At 37.6% G+C, this 17,835-nt stretch carries 15 protein-coding genes, 3 pseudogenes and 1 other annotated feature; of the genes and pseudogenes, 15 read left to right on the forward strand and 3 right to left on the reverse strand.

The window, feature by feature from the left end; genetic code table 11:
• Positions 1-42: 42 nt before the first annotated feature.
• From JCM19034_RS11475 to JCM19034_RS11505, 7 genes and pseudogenes are all read left to right on the forward strand, one after another.
• A pseudogene (locus JCM19034_RS11475) lies at positions 43-988 on the forward strand (carbohydrate ABC transporter permease).
• A 16-nt stretch (positions 989-1,004) separates the two neighbouring features.
• Entirely contained in the window at positions 1,005-1,838 is an 834-nt protein-coding gene (locus JCM19034_RS11480) for a carbohydrate ABC transporter permease (RefSeq protein WP_062049864.1), read from the forward strand.
• Between the two features lie 46 nt (positions 1,839-1,884).
• Positions 1,885-3,252, forward strand: coding sequence for an ABC transporter substrate-binding protein (locus tag JCM19034_RS11485; protein ID WP_062049865.1), 1,368 nt, complete (start codon positions 1,885-1,887; stop codon positions 3,250-3,252).
• A gap of 117 nt (positions 3,253-3,369) precedes the next feature.
• Entirely contained in the window at positions 3,370-4,218 is an 849-nt protein-coding gene (locus tag JCM19034_RS22295; RefSeq protein WP_062049868.1) for a hypothetical protein, read from the forward strand.
• The gene (locus JCM19034_RS11495; RefSeq protein WP_062049870.1) at positions 4,178-5,194 is read left to right on the forward strand and encodes a sensor histidine kinase; all 1,017 of its coding nucleotides are present in this window, start codon (positions 4,178-4,180) and stop codon (positions 5,192-5,194) included. The genes JCM19034_RS22295 and JCM19034_RS11495 overlap by 41 nt, the downstream gene beginning before the upstream one ends.
• Positions 5,175-5,741, forward strand: a complete 567-nt coding sequence (locus tag JCM19034_RS11500) for a response regulator (protein WP_062049872.1) — start codon at positions 5,175-5,177, stop codon at positions 5,739-5,741. Before JCM19034_RS11495 ends, JCM19034_RS11500 begins: the two co-directional genes overlap by 20 nt.
• 127 nt (positions 5,742-5,868) lie before the next feature.
• Complete coding sequence (locus JCM19034_RS11505; protein WP_062049874.1) at positions 5,869-6,774, forward strand: AraC family transcriptional regulator; 906 nt, start codon at positions 5,869-5,871, stop codon at positions 6,772-6,774.
• A gap of 76 nt (positions 6,775-6,850) precedes the next feature.
• On the opposite strand, the gene JCM19034_RS11510 is transcribed toward JCM19034_RS11505, so the two are convergent.
• Positions 6,851-7,141 carry a hypothetical protein gene (locus JCM19034_RS11510; protein WP_062049876.1) on the reverse strand — a complete coding sequence of 97 codons (291 nt, stop codon included), beginning with the start codon at positions 7,139-7,141 and terminating at the stop codon, positions 6,851-6,853.
• A gap of 185 nt (positions 7,142-7,326) precedes the next feature.
• Here JCM19034_RS11510 and JCM19034_RS11515 point away from each other — a divergent pair, with 185 nt between their 5' ends.
• From JCM19034_RS11515 to JCM19034_RS11545, 7 genes are all read left to right on the forward strand, one after another.
• A complete protein-coding gene (locus tag JCM19034_RS11515) occupies positions 7,327-8,745 on the forward strand; it encodes a Na+/H+ antiporter NhaC family protein (protein WP_062049877.1) in 1,419 nt (472 codons plus the stop codon).
• Positions 8,746-9,011: 266 nt separating this feature from the next.
• The gene (locus JCM19034_RS11520) at positions 9,012-9,260 is read left to right on the forward strand and encodes an SDR family NAD(P)-dependent oxidoreductase (protein WP_197276398.1); all 249 of its coding nucleotides are present in this window, start codon (positions 9,012-9,014) and stop codon (positions 9,258-9,260) included.
• A 118-nt stretch (positions 9,261-9,378) separates the two neighbouring features.
• Positions 9,379-10,080, forward strand: coding sequence for a hypothetical protein (locus JCM19034_RS11525; RefSeq protein WP_062049881.1), 702 nt, complete (start codon positions 9,379-9,381; stop codon positions 10,078-10,080).
• 65 nt (positions 10,081-10,145) lie between these two features.
• Positions 10,146-10,355: a binding site (T-box leader), on the forward strand.
• A gap of 51 nt (positions 10,356-10,406) precedes the next feature.
• Entirely contained in the window at positions 10,407-12,074 is a 1,668-nt protein-coding gene (leuA, locus tag JCM19034_RS11530) for a 2-isopropylmalate synthase (RefSeq protein WP_062050082.1), read from the forward strand.
• A 228-nt stretch (positions 12,075-12,302) separates the two neighbouring features.
• The gene (locus JCM19034_RS11535) at positions 12,303-12,653 is read left to right on the forward strand and encodes a pentapeptide repeat-containing protein (protein ID WP_062049883.1); all 351 of its coding nucleotides are present in this window, start codon (positions 12,303-12,305) and stop codon (positions 12,651-12,653) included.
• Positions 12,654-12,700: 47 nt separating this feature from the next.
• The gene (locus JCM19034_RS11540; RefSeq protein WP_062049885.1) at positions 12,701-12,964 is read left to right on the forward strand and encodes a pentapeptide repeat-containing protein; all 264 of its coding nucleotides are present in this window, start codon (positions 12,701-12,703) and stop codon (positions 12,962-12,964) included.
• Between the two features lie 304 nt (positions 12,965-13,268).
• The gene (locus JCM19034_RS11545) at positions 13,269-13,709 is read left to right on the forward strand and encodes a GNAT family N-acetyltransferase (protein WP_062049887.1); all 441 of its coding nucleotides are present in this window, start codon (positions 13,269-13,271) and stop codon (positions 13,707-13,709) included.
• 77 nt (positions 13,710-13,786) lie between these two features.
• Here the strand turns inward: JCM19034_RS11545 and JCM19034_RS11550 are convergent, their stop codons facing one another.
• Together JCM19034_RS11550 and JCM19034_RS11555 are read right to left on the reverse strand one after the other, a co-directional pair.
• Positions 13,787-14,752 carry an electron transfer flavoprotein subunit alpha/FixB family protein gene (locus tag JCM19034_RS11550; protein ID WP_062049889.1) on the reverse strand — a complete coding sequence of 322 codons (966 nt, stop codon included), beginning with the start codon at positions 14,750-14,752 and terminating at the stop codon, positions 13,787-13,789.
• Positions 14,753-14,767: 15 nt separating this feature from the next.
• A pseudogene (locus JCM19034_RS11555) lies at positions 14,768-15,531 on the reverse strand (electron transfer flavoprotein subunit beta).
• Positions 15,532-15,698: 167 nt separating this feature from the next.
• On the opposite strand from JCM19034_RS11555, the pseudogene JCM19034_RS11560 reads away from it, so the two are divergent.
• A pseudogene (locus JCM19034_RS11560) lies at positions 15,699-17,835 on the forward strand ((Fe-S)-binding protein).

Raw genomic sequence — 17,835 nt, forward strand, 5'->3', positions numbered from 1 at the left:
ATAAGCGATTGAAAGAGTTTGATACGTTAGGAGTGAAAGAAGATGGAGCCAGTAACAGTCCCTAAAGATTCAACAAAAAAGCATATCAAAGAGAAGAGAAAATGGACGTTGAGTGTGCAAACAAAAGAGACATTGGCTGGATATTTATTTATTGGTCCGATGGTGATTGGAACAACAGTTTTAGTTGTACTACCAATATTCGCCGCTCTTTTCGTTAGTTTTACCGATTGGGTTTTTATTAGAGGGATAGATGATATGTCTTTTGTTGGTATTGACAATTATACTCGCCTCCTCAACGATGATTTATTTATACAGTCGGTTAAAAATAATATGTGGCTTATCTTCGCTGTTCCGCTAACAATGCTTTTATCACTTATTTTAGCGATCATTATTAACAAGTATGTTTATATGAAAGCTTTTTTCAAAATTACCTTCTTTATGCCGTATATTTCAAGTATCGTGGCAATTGCGATTGTGTTTCAGTTATTGTTTCACCCTTCTTATGGACCTATAAATGAGTTTCTTATGTCAGTTGGGGTTGAAAATCCACCTCGTTGGTTAGCTGATTCAAAGTGGGCGTTAGTATCGGTCATGATGATTAGTATCTGGTTTCAATTGGCTTTAATTTAATTATATATTTAGCAGCTTTGCAAAACATCCCTCTTGAGCTTTATGAAGCTGCAGATATCGACGGAGCTGGCATGTTGAAAAAATTTTGGCACATTATGCTACCGATGCTGTCGCCAACAACTTTTTTTCTGTTAATTACTGGTATTATTTATAGTTTTAAATCGTTTGAGTTAATTGTTGTATTAACGAGTGGGGGCCCGGATATTCTACTTCGGTTATCGTCTACTATTTATACGAGCAAGCATTTGAAAATTTACGTTCAGGTTATTCTTCAGCGATATCCATGGTTCTACTGTTGATATTATTAGTGATTACAGCCGTGCAATGGTTGGGTCAAAAAAAATGGGTCAACTATTAAGGGGAGGTGAGATGATATGAAACGTAATGACTTAAGGGAAAAGACGGTGAAACTGATGCTGACCATCTTTATGTTTCTGTTAGGGATCATCTTTCTCCTGCCATTTATATGGATGATTTCAGCATCATTAAAGCAGGAGCTTGAAGTATTCACGTATCCGATACAATGGATTCCAAGTGAATGGCGTTGGGATAATTATGCTGTTGTATGGGGTGGGGACTTCCCGCTTTATTATTGGAACTCGATTAAAGTAACGGTGTTGACGACATTAATCTCTACGATTGTATCGACGATGGCTGCGTATGGCTTTTCAAAAATAAAGTTTAAAGGTAGACACTTCATTTTTATTCTAGTCCTTGCGACATTTATGATTCCTGCTCAAGCCATTTTAGTACCACAATTTATGCTATTTATGTATTTAGATTTATTTGATACGCATTTAGGATTAATTCTATTAAATAGCTTTAGCGTTCTTGGGACGTTTATGTTAAGGCAGTTTTTTATGGGAATTCATGATGATTATATTGCTTCTGCCAAAATCGATGGTGCAGGTCATTGGACGATCTTTCGTAAGGTGGCTGTCCCGTTAGTATTGCCAGCAATTTCAACATATGCGATATTGCGTTTTATTTGGACGTGGAATGATTACCAAGGCCCACTTATCTTCTTACGTTCAGATCATTTATCAACTGTCCAGCTCGGAATATCGCGATTTACTTCGATGAGTGGTGAATTTTATAGCTTAATTATGGCCGGTACTGTTTCTGCTATCCTTCCACTATTAATCATTTTCTTCTTTGGTCAAAAGTATGTTATTGAGGGAATTGCGATTGGTGGAGTAAAAGGATAAATATATTTCATTAAAAAGGGGAGGTTTTCATGTTGGGGAAAGGAAAATGGATGCACTTATTATTTGCGGTTATGCTTCTATGGGGTTGATGGCTTGTTCAAGTGATGAAGGATCTTCAACTGATGACGGTGTCACGCAGTCAGATGAGGATGCACCTTCAGTAGAGGAAAATAGAGAGGACAATGATACTGTAACGATTAGGCTTCATCATTGGTACAATGAGGAACAAGATCGCTGGCATGAAGTCGTTGAGGCATTTGAAACAGAATATCCACATATAAAAGTAGAAACGGTCAGTCCTGAGAATAATGATGCGAATGAAACGATGCAGCAAATTGATTTAGCAGCTGCTTCAGGTGATCAGCTTGATGTGATCATTGTCAACGATGCAGCGAATTATTCTCAACGTGTAGCACAAGGAATGTTTGAACCTCTTGATGACTATCTTGATGCAGCAGGGATTGATTATGCAAATGAATACCGTGTTAATACAAATGTTGATGGCCATTATTATGCATTACCAGGGAAATATAATATGTTTTTTGTGATGCTGAATCAGGATGCATTGGATGAAGCGGGGTTAGACGTACCAACAGATTGGACGTGGGATGAATATATGGATTATGCAGCTGCATTAACAGAAGGGGAAGGTCCGAGTAAACGCCATGGAACATTTTTCCATACGTGGATGGACTATGTTAAGTTGGCGGCTTTTAACCAGCCTGAAAATAGTAACCTTATTAAGGATGATGGAATAACATCGAATGTTGATAGTGATTTAATTAGACAATCATTAGAAATTCGTCAAAGAGGACATGAGGAAGGTTCTGCTACTCCTTACGCTGATACGATTTCACTTGATTTAAATTATCGCCCACAATTTTTTGGTGAAAGTGCAGCAATGATTATGACTGGAAGTTGGATGATTAACGAACGAGGAGGTATTGACGGTGCTCCTGAATTCACGATCGCATATGCTCCATATCCAAAAGCAAATGCCGATGATCCGATTACTACACCCGCCGGAGCAGACTTCTTAACGATGTATTCAGGTTCGGAGCATAAGGAGGAAGCCTTCGAATTTATTCGTTGGTACACAACTAAAGGGATTGTATTACAAGGAAAATATTTACCAGACTACTTAGGGGCTGATCTTGAAGAGGTGATTGTGCACTTACATGAAAGAAGTCCTGAAGTCGATATTGATTTAGTTAATATGGAATCTCTTATTCATACATTGGAAATATCCGAGGCAGCACCTGTGTTTATTCCACCCGCGTTTATTGGCGAAGTGGAAACGGCTTACCGCAACGAGGTAGAAAGGTTTTTATTAGAAGAGCAAGATATTGATACGACGATTGAACAGGCACATGAAGCTGTTCAAAGTGTTATTGACGCTAATGTAACTGAATAAGCTAAATGATGTCCAAAAAGATTGACAGTCTTTTTGGACATCAGATCATTAAGCATTTGTTATAATAAATGAGCTAGTAACAATAATGTAGCTTATTCGTATAAGGGTGTGACGATGATGAAAATGGATAAAATCAAGTCTATTAAGCAACGAATCTCCTTTCGTCAAAAGTTACTGCTCATTATATTTGTCTTTATGGCCGTTCCAATCCTCTTGAGTATGGGAAACATTATTATAACAAGTTTAAATGTCGTGAAAGAACAGACTATTAAGAGTGAGCAATACAATCTGGAGCTCGCAAATGTATATTTTTCAAAGTTAGTTGATGATATAATTCAATCAATGAATTACGTTCATTTTGATGCGGAAATCAGAGGTACGTTAACACAAAGCTTGCATGAACCAATTCCGCCCCGTGCTTTTATAGATATTAACGCTAAATTAGATCATATTACGCGAAATAGCTATATTAAAATGGCTATTTTGCCCGTTGAGGGTGAATATTACTTCTCAAATACAGCGTTTCAAGGATCTATTGAAGTAGGACAATTAAATGAATGGTTTAATAAAATTGAGAAAACGTCTACTTACCAGGTGTTTAACTTTGACTCGCTAGACATAGTCGAGGCTCGTGCTCCTGGCAACTTACTTTATCAGAACGACCAAATTATTCTTCTTGGGAGAAAACTGACGAACTATAGAAGTCAAACAATTGCGTATATGTTTGCTGGAGTTGATAAAATTGCTTTTGATCGTCTAACGGCAAACCTTGCTGAAGACCGTACTTTCTTTTTGCTTGATCAAAATGGAAGCGTTTTATATGATGATTCAGGGACACTCATTGGCCATTCCTTTCCATACTATTACCATATGGACCAAGAGAAATCGTATTTTTATTTGGAATCAGGCCATGAAGAATTTCTCTATGTGTATCAGCTTTTCCTTTGGGGATTGGACAATTGTTAGTACGATGCCGTATCATGCAGCTATTGATGAATTGGGGAATGCATTTACAGTTAATATCTATATAGTCACAATTGCACTTATTTTATTAATATTTATCCTGCTCTTTGTAGTAAATCGTTATTTACAACCAATCCAGAACCTAGCTAATGTTGCAGAGGAAATTGATACAGGAAATTTAGATGTACGCTCGAAAATAAGGCGTAACGATGAAATAGGCAGATTAAGTGTTGCCTTTGACTCGATGCTCGATCGAATTCAAGATATGATTCAACAAGTTAAACTAGAGCAACGTATGAAACGGAAAGCCGATATGGCTGTTCTACAAGCGAAAATTAAGCCTCATTTCATCTTTAATGTATTGAATACGTTACGTATACAAGTGTTGAAAAGAAAAGATGAACAATCAGCAGCGTTAATCCTTTCGTTCGGAAAATTTTTGCGAAGTGTTTATAAAGGAGAAGAAACGATTACGCTTGAACAGGAGCTTAATCATATAATTGATTATATTCATGTTATCAATGCTATGCGAAAGAACCCAATTGAGTCATATATCGAACTAAGTGATGATACAAAGCATGTGAAAGTACCTCGATTTTTTATTCAACCAATTGTTGAAAATGCTTGCAAGCATGGCATTCAGCATTATACCGGATGTATTACGGTTTACTCTTATGTTGAGGGAGAGAACATTATCGTTGAAGTTTGTGATGACGGAATCGGAATGCAAAAAGAAGAGCTAGATAAATTACGAGCGAGTTTGTTATCTGACAAACAGCAAATCTTACAATCATATTTAAACGCACCTGAGCGAGAGTTTGGGATTGGTTTGAAAAATGTCTTTGAACGAATGACTTTAATTTATGGAGAGGCATTTTTGATGAAAATTGAATCGCAGTACAAGAGTGGATTTAAGGTTCGATTTCAATTTCCGTCTATCGACAGTACGGAGGTGGATGATGAAGGTTCTTCTCGTTGATGACAATTTTCAAATGCTTGAATTTATGGATGAAATGATTTCATGGGAAGAGTTAGGTCTGGAAGTGATTGGTAAGTGTGAAACCGGAATGGATGCACTAGAAATTGCCCGTAAGAATACACCTGATATTCTCATAACAGATATTGATATGCCGAAAATGAACGGGTTAGAGCTAATCCAACAAATGAAGTCTCTTAACGAACATGTCCAATCACTCATTATTTCATGTCATGATGATTTTCAATATGCACAAAAGGCTGTTCAGCTTTTAGTAAGTGATTATATTTTAAAAGAAACCCTCGTACCGGAAACATTTAGAGCTGCAATTGTAAAGCTCGTTGATGGAGTTAAGAAGAAAAAACAAGAAAAAGAGCAGGTTCAATCTTTGCAAACGATATTTGACCGAAATCGTGAAAGTATGAAAAAGCAATGGCTTAAAGATTTTCTAGACTGTGAAGATTTGAATGAACGTGATTGGAAAGAACTAAGCCGACTTTTCCATTTGGATTTTGAAAATTTCAACTATATCCAATTATATGTAGAATGAATCATGTTGAAAAGGATTAAGAAAATTCAGGTCTTCTGAGCTATTAACTATTTTTATTCAACTAATCGCTCAGGAATTGATAAGTCCTTCTAGAATATTAGAAGGTTTTCATTATGATTTTGATCAGATGGTATGGCTTGTTCAATATGAGTCAGAGAATTATTATAAGGCGTATGATGCCATTCATACACAATTAATTCAGTTTCAGCGTACAGTACAAACATACAGTAATGTAAAGCTAAGCTTCACTTATCAAGAGTTGGTGGGCACATTGGTTGAATTACAGCTTTCATTAAAAGAACTACTATTGCATCAACAAAAATGGTTCTATATTGAAGAAGATATCATAATACCATTTAAAGTAAGAAAGATTGAATTTTCAAAAGAAAACATCTTTCACCATTATACAAACGCATTGGATGAATGGAAAAAGGTGATTATCGAAGGTGATCTCCATAATGCACAAGAGCTTGTAAATCGTTGGGTAGACTTATTAAAGGAAAAGCATTATCATCCTGAGTCTGTCAAAAGCTGGCTGCATAACTTAATAGTGTCGGTTGAACTCCATTTTAATTATATTTTCCACAATGATAAACAGCATACAGATAACCTTCATAGTGAAATCCACTCTTTGATAAATGTATATCAATTAAAGCGGTATACGCTTGACTTTTTTCAACGTCTGATTGAGTTTGTACAATCATCTAGCAAGATGGAAAGGTTAGAGGTATGGGAAGCGAAGAGGTATGTTGAACAGCGTTTGAATGAGCGAATTTCGATGGAAGCTGTAGCGAAGCATCTTTATATGAATCCTAGTCATTTTAGTCGCATATTTAAAAAAGAGACAGGGGAAACATTTATTGAGTATGTTATACGTAAGAAAATGGAGAAAGCAGCTTCATATTTACGTGAAACAGATGAAACCATTGAAGAAATTGCTTATCAGCTCGGATACGAAAATACGAGTTATTTTATTAAGCTGTTTAAAAAGTTAAACCAAATCTCACCATTAGAGTATCGGAAGGCAAATTAAGGAGGGTTTTAGTCTTGTTTACAACCCTCCTTGTTTTATCATTGATAGCAAATAATTGTAACGATATACAACGATATTACTCCGTCACACTTACGCCACCATCTTCACTGATTTCAACTGTTGAATAGCTTCTAAAAGGCTTATCTGATAAAATGTCATACTCTATTGAATCTAAGCTTTGCATATAATCCTCGTAAGCTTCTCGATCCTTAATGATGTGATAGTAGTACACTTTTGTTCCATTAATTGTATCCATTTCTTTAAATTGAACATGATTAGGAAATTGCTTATGAAACCATAAGCTTGCTTCATGGTGATTATCAAAATCAGGCATTTCTTTGTATAACTCAACAAGGTTTATCTCCATTATGCCTCCACTCCTTTTAGTATTATTTTATGCATGGAAAACGGACAATGATGCATGTGAAAATTTTCTATATTATTCCTTTATTTTTACAATTAGCATTTATTAGTTTTCTATTCTATCGGTATAAATTCTAATTGCTTTCACAAGCTAAAAGAAATCGTTAATGCTAAAGTTGTGGTGATAAAATGGATTCAAACTGGCTGTCAATCGTACCATTTTTGTTTGTTATACCAATTGCAATTTATACGAAACAAGTATTGCCGGGTCTGTTTATCGGTTTATTAGTAGGTGCTTATTTAATTGACCCAACACCACTCGGGGGCATCCAGTCGATGTTTGTCTATATAGTACAAGCATTAATTGATGAGAATAATATTAAAATTGTTGTGTTTCTTTATGCTTTCTCAGGTTTAGTAGAGATGATTAAAGTGACGGGTGGGATACGAGGATTTGTTGAGAAGGCAGCGGAAAAGATTCAAACAAGGAAACAAGCACTTCTATTGACGTATGTCTCAACGATTGGGACGTTCAGTGCTCCAACGTTTCGCTTTGTTACAATAGCTCCAATTATGCGTGCATTATTAAAAAAGGTGAAAATGACAACAGCGGAATTAGGCTTTATTATCGAAACGACCGCTACACCAGTCATAGTTCTAATCCCAGTAGCTACAGCTTTTGTCGGTTATATGGTATCTATTATTCAAATTGCTACTGAAAATGAAGGGATTGAAGTTGAGCCATATTCACTATTTATCCAAAGTATTCCCTTTAATTTCTTTTCGATTGTTATGATTGCTTTAGGGGTTTATTTAAGTTTTTTTCATCATTCAAAGAAGCAATCATCGACACCGATGGCGATCAATGAAAATGAGGAAGAGGATGATTGGCATGAATGTCATCCTGTTGTTGCGAAGGAATTGCCGATTAAACCGTGGAATTTGTTGCTGCCGCTCGTTTTAGTGATTGGATTAACTTTATTTCTAACGTGGTGGGATGGATATGAACGTGGTGTCGGTTTGCTTCAAGCTTTTATTCGTGCAAATGTATTGGATGCAATGGTTGTAGCTTTACTCATTACGTTACTTATTTCTATTGTTTTTTATGTTATTCAGAAATTTAAGCTTGCGGATTTGATTGAAAGCTTTATATATGGCGGAAATGAATTGATGAGTGTCATTATTCTTCTTTCAGTTGTTTGGGGACTGTCTTCTGTAACAGATGATTTAGGTTTTTCGAGTTTTGTGACCACACATACTGGATGGATACCGCCAATGTTTATTGCACCGCTTATTTTTGTATTTGGGGCAGCTGTTTCATATTTTATTGGTTCTGCCTGGGGAACTTGGGGTATTCTTATGCCGCTTGGTATTGCACTTGCCGTTGCTGGAGATGTTTCGTTTCCACTCGTCGTTGGAGCCGTTTTCGCTAGTGGAGCGTTTGGAGCATTTGCCTCACCTTTAAGTGATGATACGAACACCATTGCGAAAATTCTAGGCTTAACGGTCATAGACTACGCAAAATATAAGCTTAAACCAGCTCTAATAGCTGCAGCGATCACAGCAATGCTATATACAGTTGTCACGTTTTTCGTTCAAATTGTTTGATGTTGTATGTGGATAAGCACTGCTACGCACTTAAGGCGTACAGTGCTTTTTTGCGGAATGAAAAGATACAGAAATCGTGTTTACTGACACATTAATGGGATTATATGCTAAGATTGGAATTATGTTAGGAGCGATTAAAAAACGTTATGATTTGTGGTGAGCTCTCGTTATTGATTGACATTTAAAAGGTGACCATGGTGATTGGTGTCAATTTGGCCATTGCTTTTATTACAGTGTCTAATTATTTTAAGAGAGAGGTTTGTGAAATGAAAAAGGTACTAGTTATAGGAGCAGCAGGTGTACTAGGTAGAATGGTCTGTCAGGAATTAATAAGAATTTGGCAGGATGATATTCATTTAACCGTTTCAGATTACCGGACTGAACGAGGAAGGCACTTGGCAGAAACGTTGAATGCCAATTATTGTAATGTAGATATGGAAAATAGAAGGAGTATCCAAAAGGCTGTTCAACGCGTTGACTGTGTGGTTGTCGTTTTAAACAACAAGAGGCAATAATCCAGGAGATCTGTATAGAATATGGAGTAGACTGTATTGATGTAACCCCTTTTTCGGGTTTATCAGTCGAGTTGAGGCATTACATGAATTAGCACGTGAAAAAGGAGTTTGCTCGATTGTGATGTCTGGTTTTTTCCCTGGATTATCAGGGTTAATGATCAAAAATGCAGTCAAGGATTTTGATGAAATTTCACAAGTGAATGTTGGTTTGTTACAAAATACAAATGCACAAGCAGGAACAACAGGTATTGTTGACATGTTACAGATTATTTCACAACGTGTATCAGGAAACGAACAAGGCTCATATCCGGGTTTTAGTAAAAAACGTAAACTGCATTTTGGCCGTTCCTTTATGAAAAGATCAGTGAGAGCTATTCATCATGACGAGAAAGGATACATCATAAGTCGATTAGGTATTCGAAATGTAAATTATTGGACCGCATGGAATCAGGCTATTTTTAATATCTTTGTTTCATTTACGATAAGAGTTGGGCTGATAAAACATATAATTAATATGAAAAAACCACATGTGTTATCTAAGTTCGTCAAGCACAACCGAATGAAAGAGGAAGTGGCGTATTTAAGTATTGAAGTAACCGGAGAATCGGAAGGAGAGACAAGAAAAAAAGTCTATACATTAACTACACCATCTGATTATCAAGTAACGGCAATGGTTACGGCGTCTCTTATTGCTGTCATAGATAGTGGCAATTCAGGGGTTGTTTTCCCATTTGAATTAACAGACGTTGATACAATACTAAAACTCATGCAGTCAGACAAGTTAACATTAAAAATACATACAAATGAAAAGATTCTGTAAACCCCCTTGACAGATAAAACGATTAAGAGATAAAATGAGTAAAATTCAAAATTTCAAAAAGTTCAAAAAACGCGAGGATTGGGAGTACTAAGGAATCACTGTTGTATAGAGAGCTGTCGGGAGGTGGAAGACAGTCAACAGAATCCCCAACTTACCCATGAGCGGTAAGGCTGATAAGGCCTTAACGGGTGACGTCCGTAATCAGTCAGCGAGTGGATTTGCAGTTGCAAATCAAGAAGAGTGGTACCACGTAGGTTCAGCCTGTCGTCTCTTAAGAGATGATGGGCTTTTTGTATTGGCTTAAATAGAAGGAGAGGATGTTTGAAATGGAAGGATATCAAAAGTATACTCGAACGTATTTCATGCCACCTGAGAAAAGTACAAAATGGATGGAAAAAGAATATGTAACAAAGGCACCGCAATGGTGTAGTGTAGATCTGCGCGATGGAAATCAGGCGTTAGTTGTACCGATGAACTTAGAGGAAAAACTAGAATATTTTCAAATCCTTGTCGAGTTAGGCTTTAAAGAAATCGAAGTCGGCTTTCCAGCAGCATCTGAAACGGAATTTACCTTTTTACGCACACTAATTGAACAGGATTTGATTCCTAAGGACGTTACAATTCAAGTGTTAACGCAAGCACGTGAACATATTATTCGTAAAACCTTCGAATCGTTAAAGGGAGCTCATAAAGCAGTTGTTCACTTGTATAACTCGACATCAGTTGCCCAGCGTGAGCAAGTGTTCCGTAAGTCGAAAGAGGAGATCATTGAAATCGCCGTTCGGGGTGCAGAGCTACTAAAACAATGTTCTTTGGAGACGGAAGGAGATTTTACTTTTCAATATTCGCCGGAGAGCTTCACAGGAACTGAAATTGAGTTTGCATTAGAAATATGTAACCGCGTTTTAGATGTTTGGCAACCGACAGCTGACAATAAAGTAATCATAAACTTGCCAGCGACGGTGTCTCTTTCAATGCCCCATGTCTATGCAAGTCAAATTGAGTATATGAGCAATCATTTAAAATACCGAGAAAATGTCATTGTCTCCATTCACCCACATAATGATCGTGGCACAGGGGTTGCCGATGCAGAGCTTGGTATGCTTGCTGGTGCGGATCGTGTTGAAGGAACGTTATTTGGCAATGGGGAGCGTACAGGTAACGTTGATATTGTTACACTTGCATTAAATCTATTTTCACATGGAGTTGATCCTGAGTTACATTTAGAAAATCTTCCACGTGTTATAGAAGTGTATGAACGTATGACGAAAATGAATGTACATGAACGTCATCCATACGGTGGTGAGCTTGTGTTTACGGCGTTTTCTGGCTCGCATCAAGATGCGATTGCAAAAGGAATGAAATGGCGCGAAACTCATGCAGAGGATCATTGGACTGTACCGTATTTGCTAATTGATCCAGCAGATATCGGGCGTGAGTATGAAGGTGATATTATTCGGATTAATAGTCAATCAGGTAAAGGCGGAATTGCCTATGTCTTGAAGCAAACGTACGGTTTAGATTTGCCCTTGCAAATGCGTGAAAGCTTTGGTTATCGTGTGAAAAACGTGTCTGACCATATGAACAAAGAGTTAAGTACTGAAGAAATTTACGGAATATTTAAAGAGGAATATATTAATATTACTAAGCCGATCGAGTTTATCCAATATACGTTTGGGGACGAGAGTTCTGCTAAGGTTAAAGTCAATATGAATATAGATGGCGAAGCGACAGAGTTGACTGGTGCAGGTAATGGGACGCTAGATGCGATTAGCCAAATGCTGCAAGATAAGCTGCAAATTCAATATTCCGATTTGACATACACTGAGCATGCATTAGAAGTAGGATCACAATCTCAAGCCGTTTCTTACGTTGGCATTTCTGCAAATAATGGTGAGGTATTTTGGGGCTGTGGCATTGATGCTGATATAATGACGTCATCAATTAAAGCATTAGTTAGTGCTGTCAATAAGCTCGTTATTTCGAATCGATAAACGTGTTAGAAGAGCGATACTTTTTTAAGTATTGCTTTTTTCACGACTGAATGGAAGCTTTTTACAAATACAAACGCTTACGGTACGAGAAGCAACAATGATCAAATCAATGTTCAGAAATTGTATTGGAGCAATAAAATTGGCAAACCATTTTGAAATGGTGGCTATAGGGTTTCCTGCATGATGAGGACGATGATTTAGTTAAATTAATCTTGCCGAGGTGGTATTATGGCTAGTAGAATAATGAAAATAGAGCAACCAAAAGGAATAAAGGGCAATTTAAGAGAAACGACAATAAAAGAATTAATAGAACATGAAGATTATGAACTATCTAGTGTACGGATAGAAGACGAAACCGTTGAGTTTCTAACAATTGAAAAACCTATTTTTTCTAAGGTCGTATTTAAAAATGTCACATTCCACCAAGCGACATTTCCAGCTATTGATATGACTGACGTTGTATTTGAAAATTGTAATTTAGCTAATGTTAAAATACATGAAGGTCTCATCCATCGAGTTGCCTTCAAAGGATGTAAATGTACGGGACTTGACTTATTAGGAGCACACCTTGGAATGTAACCTTTGAAAATAGTTTACTTGATTTCAGTCAATTTCCAGAAGCGACATTGAAACGAGTTCTATTTCAAGAATGCTCTTTAAAAAGTGCGAACTTTTATGGATGCCATTTTAAAAAGATAGCGTTTAATCAATGTGATTTAACTGAAGCTGATTTTATTGAAACAAGTTTAAACGGAGTTGATATAAGTACGTCGACTATTGATCAGCTACACGTAAGTTTAGAGGCATTGCGTGGCTGTCTCGTATCGTCTGAACAAGCAATTATATTTTCTAAGCTATTAGGTCTAGAAATAGTTGATCATTCTTTATGATTCGTTAAACGAAGCCGACTCCAACCAAACAGGAGTCGGCTTTATGATGAAGATCAAGATATGAATAAGCTAATTGTTAACAATAAAACAGAGAAGATACTTGGATTTTTCATGTCTTTCTTTTTCATCATTCATTCCCCCTGAATGTGTAAGATTATTTGATTACTTATATCATAGCAAGGAAATTGATGGTGGTAAGAGATTACGTGAGGTTATATGACATATTTATTTTGTGCACGCGAAATTAATCGGTATAATAAAAGTGATAGTAACAAAGACGATTAAGTTAGAAAGAGGGGAGACAATGGATATTAATTATGTGAATATTGACCGAGTATGGGCATTAGAAGAAGAAAAGCAAATCACAGATATTCATCAAAAAATCTTTCAAACTAAAGAGTGTTTGAGTGAGAAGATTAAGAAAAAGCCGTCACTGGTTACTAATCTAGCAATACATAATGATCGAATTGTTGGGTATAAAATTGGTTATGAGCTTGACTGTGAAACATTTTACAGCTGGTTAGGTGGGGTGGACCCGCATTTCCGTAAGCAAGGAATTGCGACGAAGCTCATGGAAGAACAGCATGCTTATGCCCGTAAGCTTGGTTACCGTAAAGTACAAACAAAAACGATGAATCGATGGAGAAGCATGCTATTACTAAATATTAAAAGTGGGTTTGATGTGATCCAAACTATTATTGATGAAAACGGAATACATAAGATTGTGTTGGAGAAGGAGTTGTAGTTAGCAAAAATGGGATCATTCTGTTTACAAAAACTTCCTCCTGGGTGAGGTGACTTCACCCAGGTAAAATATAGTAACTATAGAACCTTACGAAATTCCTCTGTCAAAAGCGGTACAACTTCAAATAAGTCACCGATTATTCTGTAATCTGCGATCTGAAAAATCGGTGCTTCTGGATCTTTATTAATAGCGATGATCATTCGAGATTGACTCATTCCGGCGACGTGTTGGATCGCACCACTAATCCCACAAGCAATGTAAATTTCCGGCGTTACTACTTTCCCTGTTTGCCCAATCTGTAAGGAGTAGTCGCAATAGTTAGCGTCACAAGCTCCTCGTGAAGCACCGACAGCTCCATTTAACACATCGGCTAGTTCTTCTAGAGGCTTAAAGCCGTCTGCGCTTTTGACACCACGTCCACCAGCAATGACTACTTTCGCTTCGGTTAAATCGACTTTACCTGCTGTTTTTTGGACTACGTTAACAATAGTAGCATGTAAAGAGTCAGGCTTCGTATATTCAAGTGTCTTTATGCTTGCTTGATTCACTTTTCTGTTAAAGGGAGGGATGTTATTGGGACGGATGGTAAGTATCCAAGGACTTTGAAGGAATGACTTTTGTTCAAACGCTTTACCAGCATAAATTGGGCGAGTAATTATTAGTTGATCATCTTTTTTTTCGATCGCAGTAACATCTGATATGAGACCAGCATCAAGTGTTGCAGCTAGCATAGGTGCCAGGTCACGCCCGGTGGCTGTATGTCCCAAGATGATTCCAGATGGATGGCATTCGTTGACAATGATGCTTAATGCATGATCATATGCTTCTGGATGGTAATGGGTAAGTGTTTCATGTTCAATCGTATAAATCGTATCAACGGCAAATGTAGATAACGTTTCCACCATGTCTTGAAGTTGGTCACCGATTAACGCGATATATATAGATGCAGGCTGCATCATGTTGGCTGCCTCAATCGCTTCAAAGGTAACTTGACGAAGCACTCCATTACGGTGCTCGGCAACGATTAAAATTGATTGATCCATTTTCCGATTCCCCCTTTACAATTGAGTTCGTTCTTGTAATTTCTGCACGAGTGAAGCAGCTTGCTCTTTTGGGCTACCTGTTAATCGTTCACCGGCTGTTTTTTTGGTGGTGAAAAGACGCTTACTCTCTTTGTTTTAGCCTTCACCATTTCTGCAGAAAGGCCAATATCTTCAAGCGTCAGCTGTTTTAAAGGCTTGCGCTTTGCTTTCATAATTCCTGGTAAGCTTGGATAGCGAGGTTCGTTTAATCCTTGCTGGGTCGTGAAAAGTGCTGGTAGCATAACGCGAATTGTTTCTAAATCTCCCTCAGCATCCCGCTCAACTTCGGCTAGACCGTTTTCAATGGAAAGCGAAGTAATCGAGCCAACATGCGGAAGCTGCAACTTTTTCGCTGTACGAAGGGCCACTTGGCCACCGCCGTTATCAATTGAGAAGTAACCTGCAAGTAGAAGATCAACTTTTTCATTTCTTAAGTAAGTGCTTAACACATTGGCAATGCAGCTTTCATCTTGAGGAATGTCATCATCCAATAAAAGAACAGCTTCATCAGCTCCCATTGCTAATGCAGTCCTCAATGCTTCTACCGTTCTCTTTGGGCCAACGGAGAGTACCGTTATGTTTCCACCATGCTCATCTCGTTGTCGAATGGCTTCCTCTATAGCATATTCATCATATGGATTAATAACAAATTGTACGTCTTCCTCGGAAATATCACCGTTCTCAACCATTATTTTCTCCTCTGTATCAAACGTTTGCTTCACTAATACATAAATATTCATCTTTTCTCTCTCCTTTCGTAAGTGCTTACAAAATCCTCGTGTTATACACTTATGATTAGTCAATTGGAAAACATGCTAAATTTCCATGATTATTTGGAAGAATATCTCACACATTTTGACAATATATGTTTATAGACAGAAAGTTTACAGGTGAAAGGAGGATTGAAATGGGCCAATGGCTACAATTGATAGCCTTCTTAACTGTATGCACTTGCAGTGTGTATCTATTTGTGAAGGTTGTCTATCATCGCTATCTCTATGTAAAGCTTGGAAAAAAGACAGAGATGGAAATGCAGCTATCGAAACGGTTATTGATTATTTTGCGTGAAGTATTTGGACAGACGAAGCTATTGAAGGACAAAAAAAGTGGTATGATGCATCTGTTCATTTTTTATGGGTTTATCATTCTTCAATTAGGGGCAATTGACATTATTGTAAAAGGATTTGGCGTAAATTCGCTACCGATTCCTGGTTACAATGTTTTTGTACTCGTACAAGAAATGACAGTTTTAGTTGTTTTGCTAGCAATTGGCTATGCGGCTTATCGTCGTTATGGTGAAAAAATTCCAAGGTTGAAAAGAGGTATAAAGCCAAGTATCGTTATTTATTTTATCGTCTGCCTCATGATTTCCGTTTACTTAACGTTAACATTTGAACGAGTGATGCATGATCTAGCTTTTTCGGTTTATGCACCAATAACTTCAACACTAGCTTGGCCGTTTGCAAGCTTACATCCAACTTTGGCCTCCGTCTTTTTTTACAGTAGTTGGTGGCTCCACTTACTTATATTATTAGTCTTTCTTATTTACGTACCTCAATCGAAGCATTTTCATTTACTTACAGCTCCAATTAATATATTCCTTAAACGAACAGAAGCAACTGGAAAACTAAGAAAATTAGATCTTGAGGATGAAGAAGCGGAATCGTTTGGTGTTGGTCGAGTAGAGGATTTTACTCAAAAGCAGTTACTTGATTTTTATGCATGTGTGGAATGTGGACGCTGTACAGACGTTTGTCCTGCTGCAAACACGGGTAAGCTCCTTTCTCCGATGCATCTTATAACGAAAATGCGTGACCATTTAACTGAAAAAGGGGCTGCTGTTACATCAAAGACGGCCTGGGTTCCTGAGGCATTGTTTCAAGATCAGTCTGCTCATTCCTTTCAACAAGTGAGTGGAGATGATTTCGTTGATTGGCAAGAAGCTGGAACGTCTATTGTGTCGACGATGAAAAAGCAGCAGCAAAGCTGGAAAACAACTAAACAAGACCCCCGTTCTGTTCAATTAATAGGTGAAGTGATCACAGAGGAAGAAGTATGGGCGTGTACAACATGTCGTAATTGCGAAGATCAATGTCCGGTTGATAATGAACATGTTGATAAAATTGTTGATTTACGCCGTCATTTATTACTTATGGAGGGAAGGGTTCCATACGAAGGTCAACGAGCGATGCAAAATATCGAACGACAAGGCAACCCTTGGGGCTTAAATCGTCGTGATCGTCAAAACTGGCTCGAAGATTTGGAAGGAATTCATGTTCCTACAGTTAAAGAGAATCCTCATTTTGATGTTTTATACTTTGTCGGTTCAATGGGTTCTTATGATACGAGAACAGTTGCTGTTTCAAAAGCATTTGTTCGTCTGCTAGATCATGCAAGAGTGAATTTCGCTATTTTAGGAAATGAAGAAAAAATTCTGGTGATACCCGCGTAGAATGGGGAATGAGCTGTTGTTTCAGGAGTTATGTCAGGAAAATATCGCTACATTTCAAACATATGATGTCAAAACTATAGTGACAACTTGTCCACATACGTATCACACTATTAAAAATGAATATCCTGATTTTGGATTAGAGGGAGTGGAAGTGCTCCATCATACAGAGCTACTAGATCGTCTCGTTAAAGAAGGAAGAATTACGCCGTTTTACGAGGTGAACGAGCGAATTACGTACCATGACTCTTGTTATTTAGGGAGATATAACAACGTCTATGAACAGCCAAGAGACATCCTTCGGTCGATTGCGGGAATCGAGCTCGTTGAAATGGAACGACATCATGAAAATGCCCTTTGCTGTGGTGCTGGTGGAGGAATGATGTGGATGGAAGAGACAGCTGGAAAACGTGTCAATATTGCGCGAACTGAGCAAGCTCTTGCTGTAAATCCAACTGTGATTAGCAGTGCTTGTCCCTATTGCTTAACGATGGTTGAGGATGGAACAAAGCATAAAGAGATCGAGGAGCAAGTGAAAGCCCGTGATATCGCAGAAATTCTTGAACTAGCCGTTTTTGGAGATAGGAGAGTGTAA

Origin of the sequence: Bacillus sp. JCM 19034 (assembly GCF_001310635.1) — a bacterium.
Classification (GTDB): domain Bacteria; phylum Bacillota; class Bacilli; order Bacillales; family Bacillaceae_D; genus Halalkalibacter.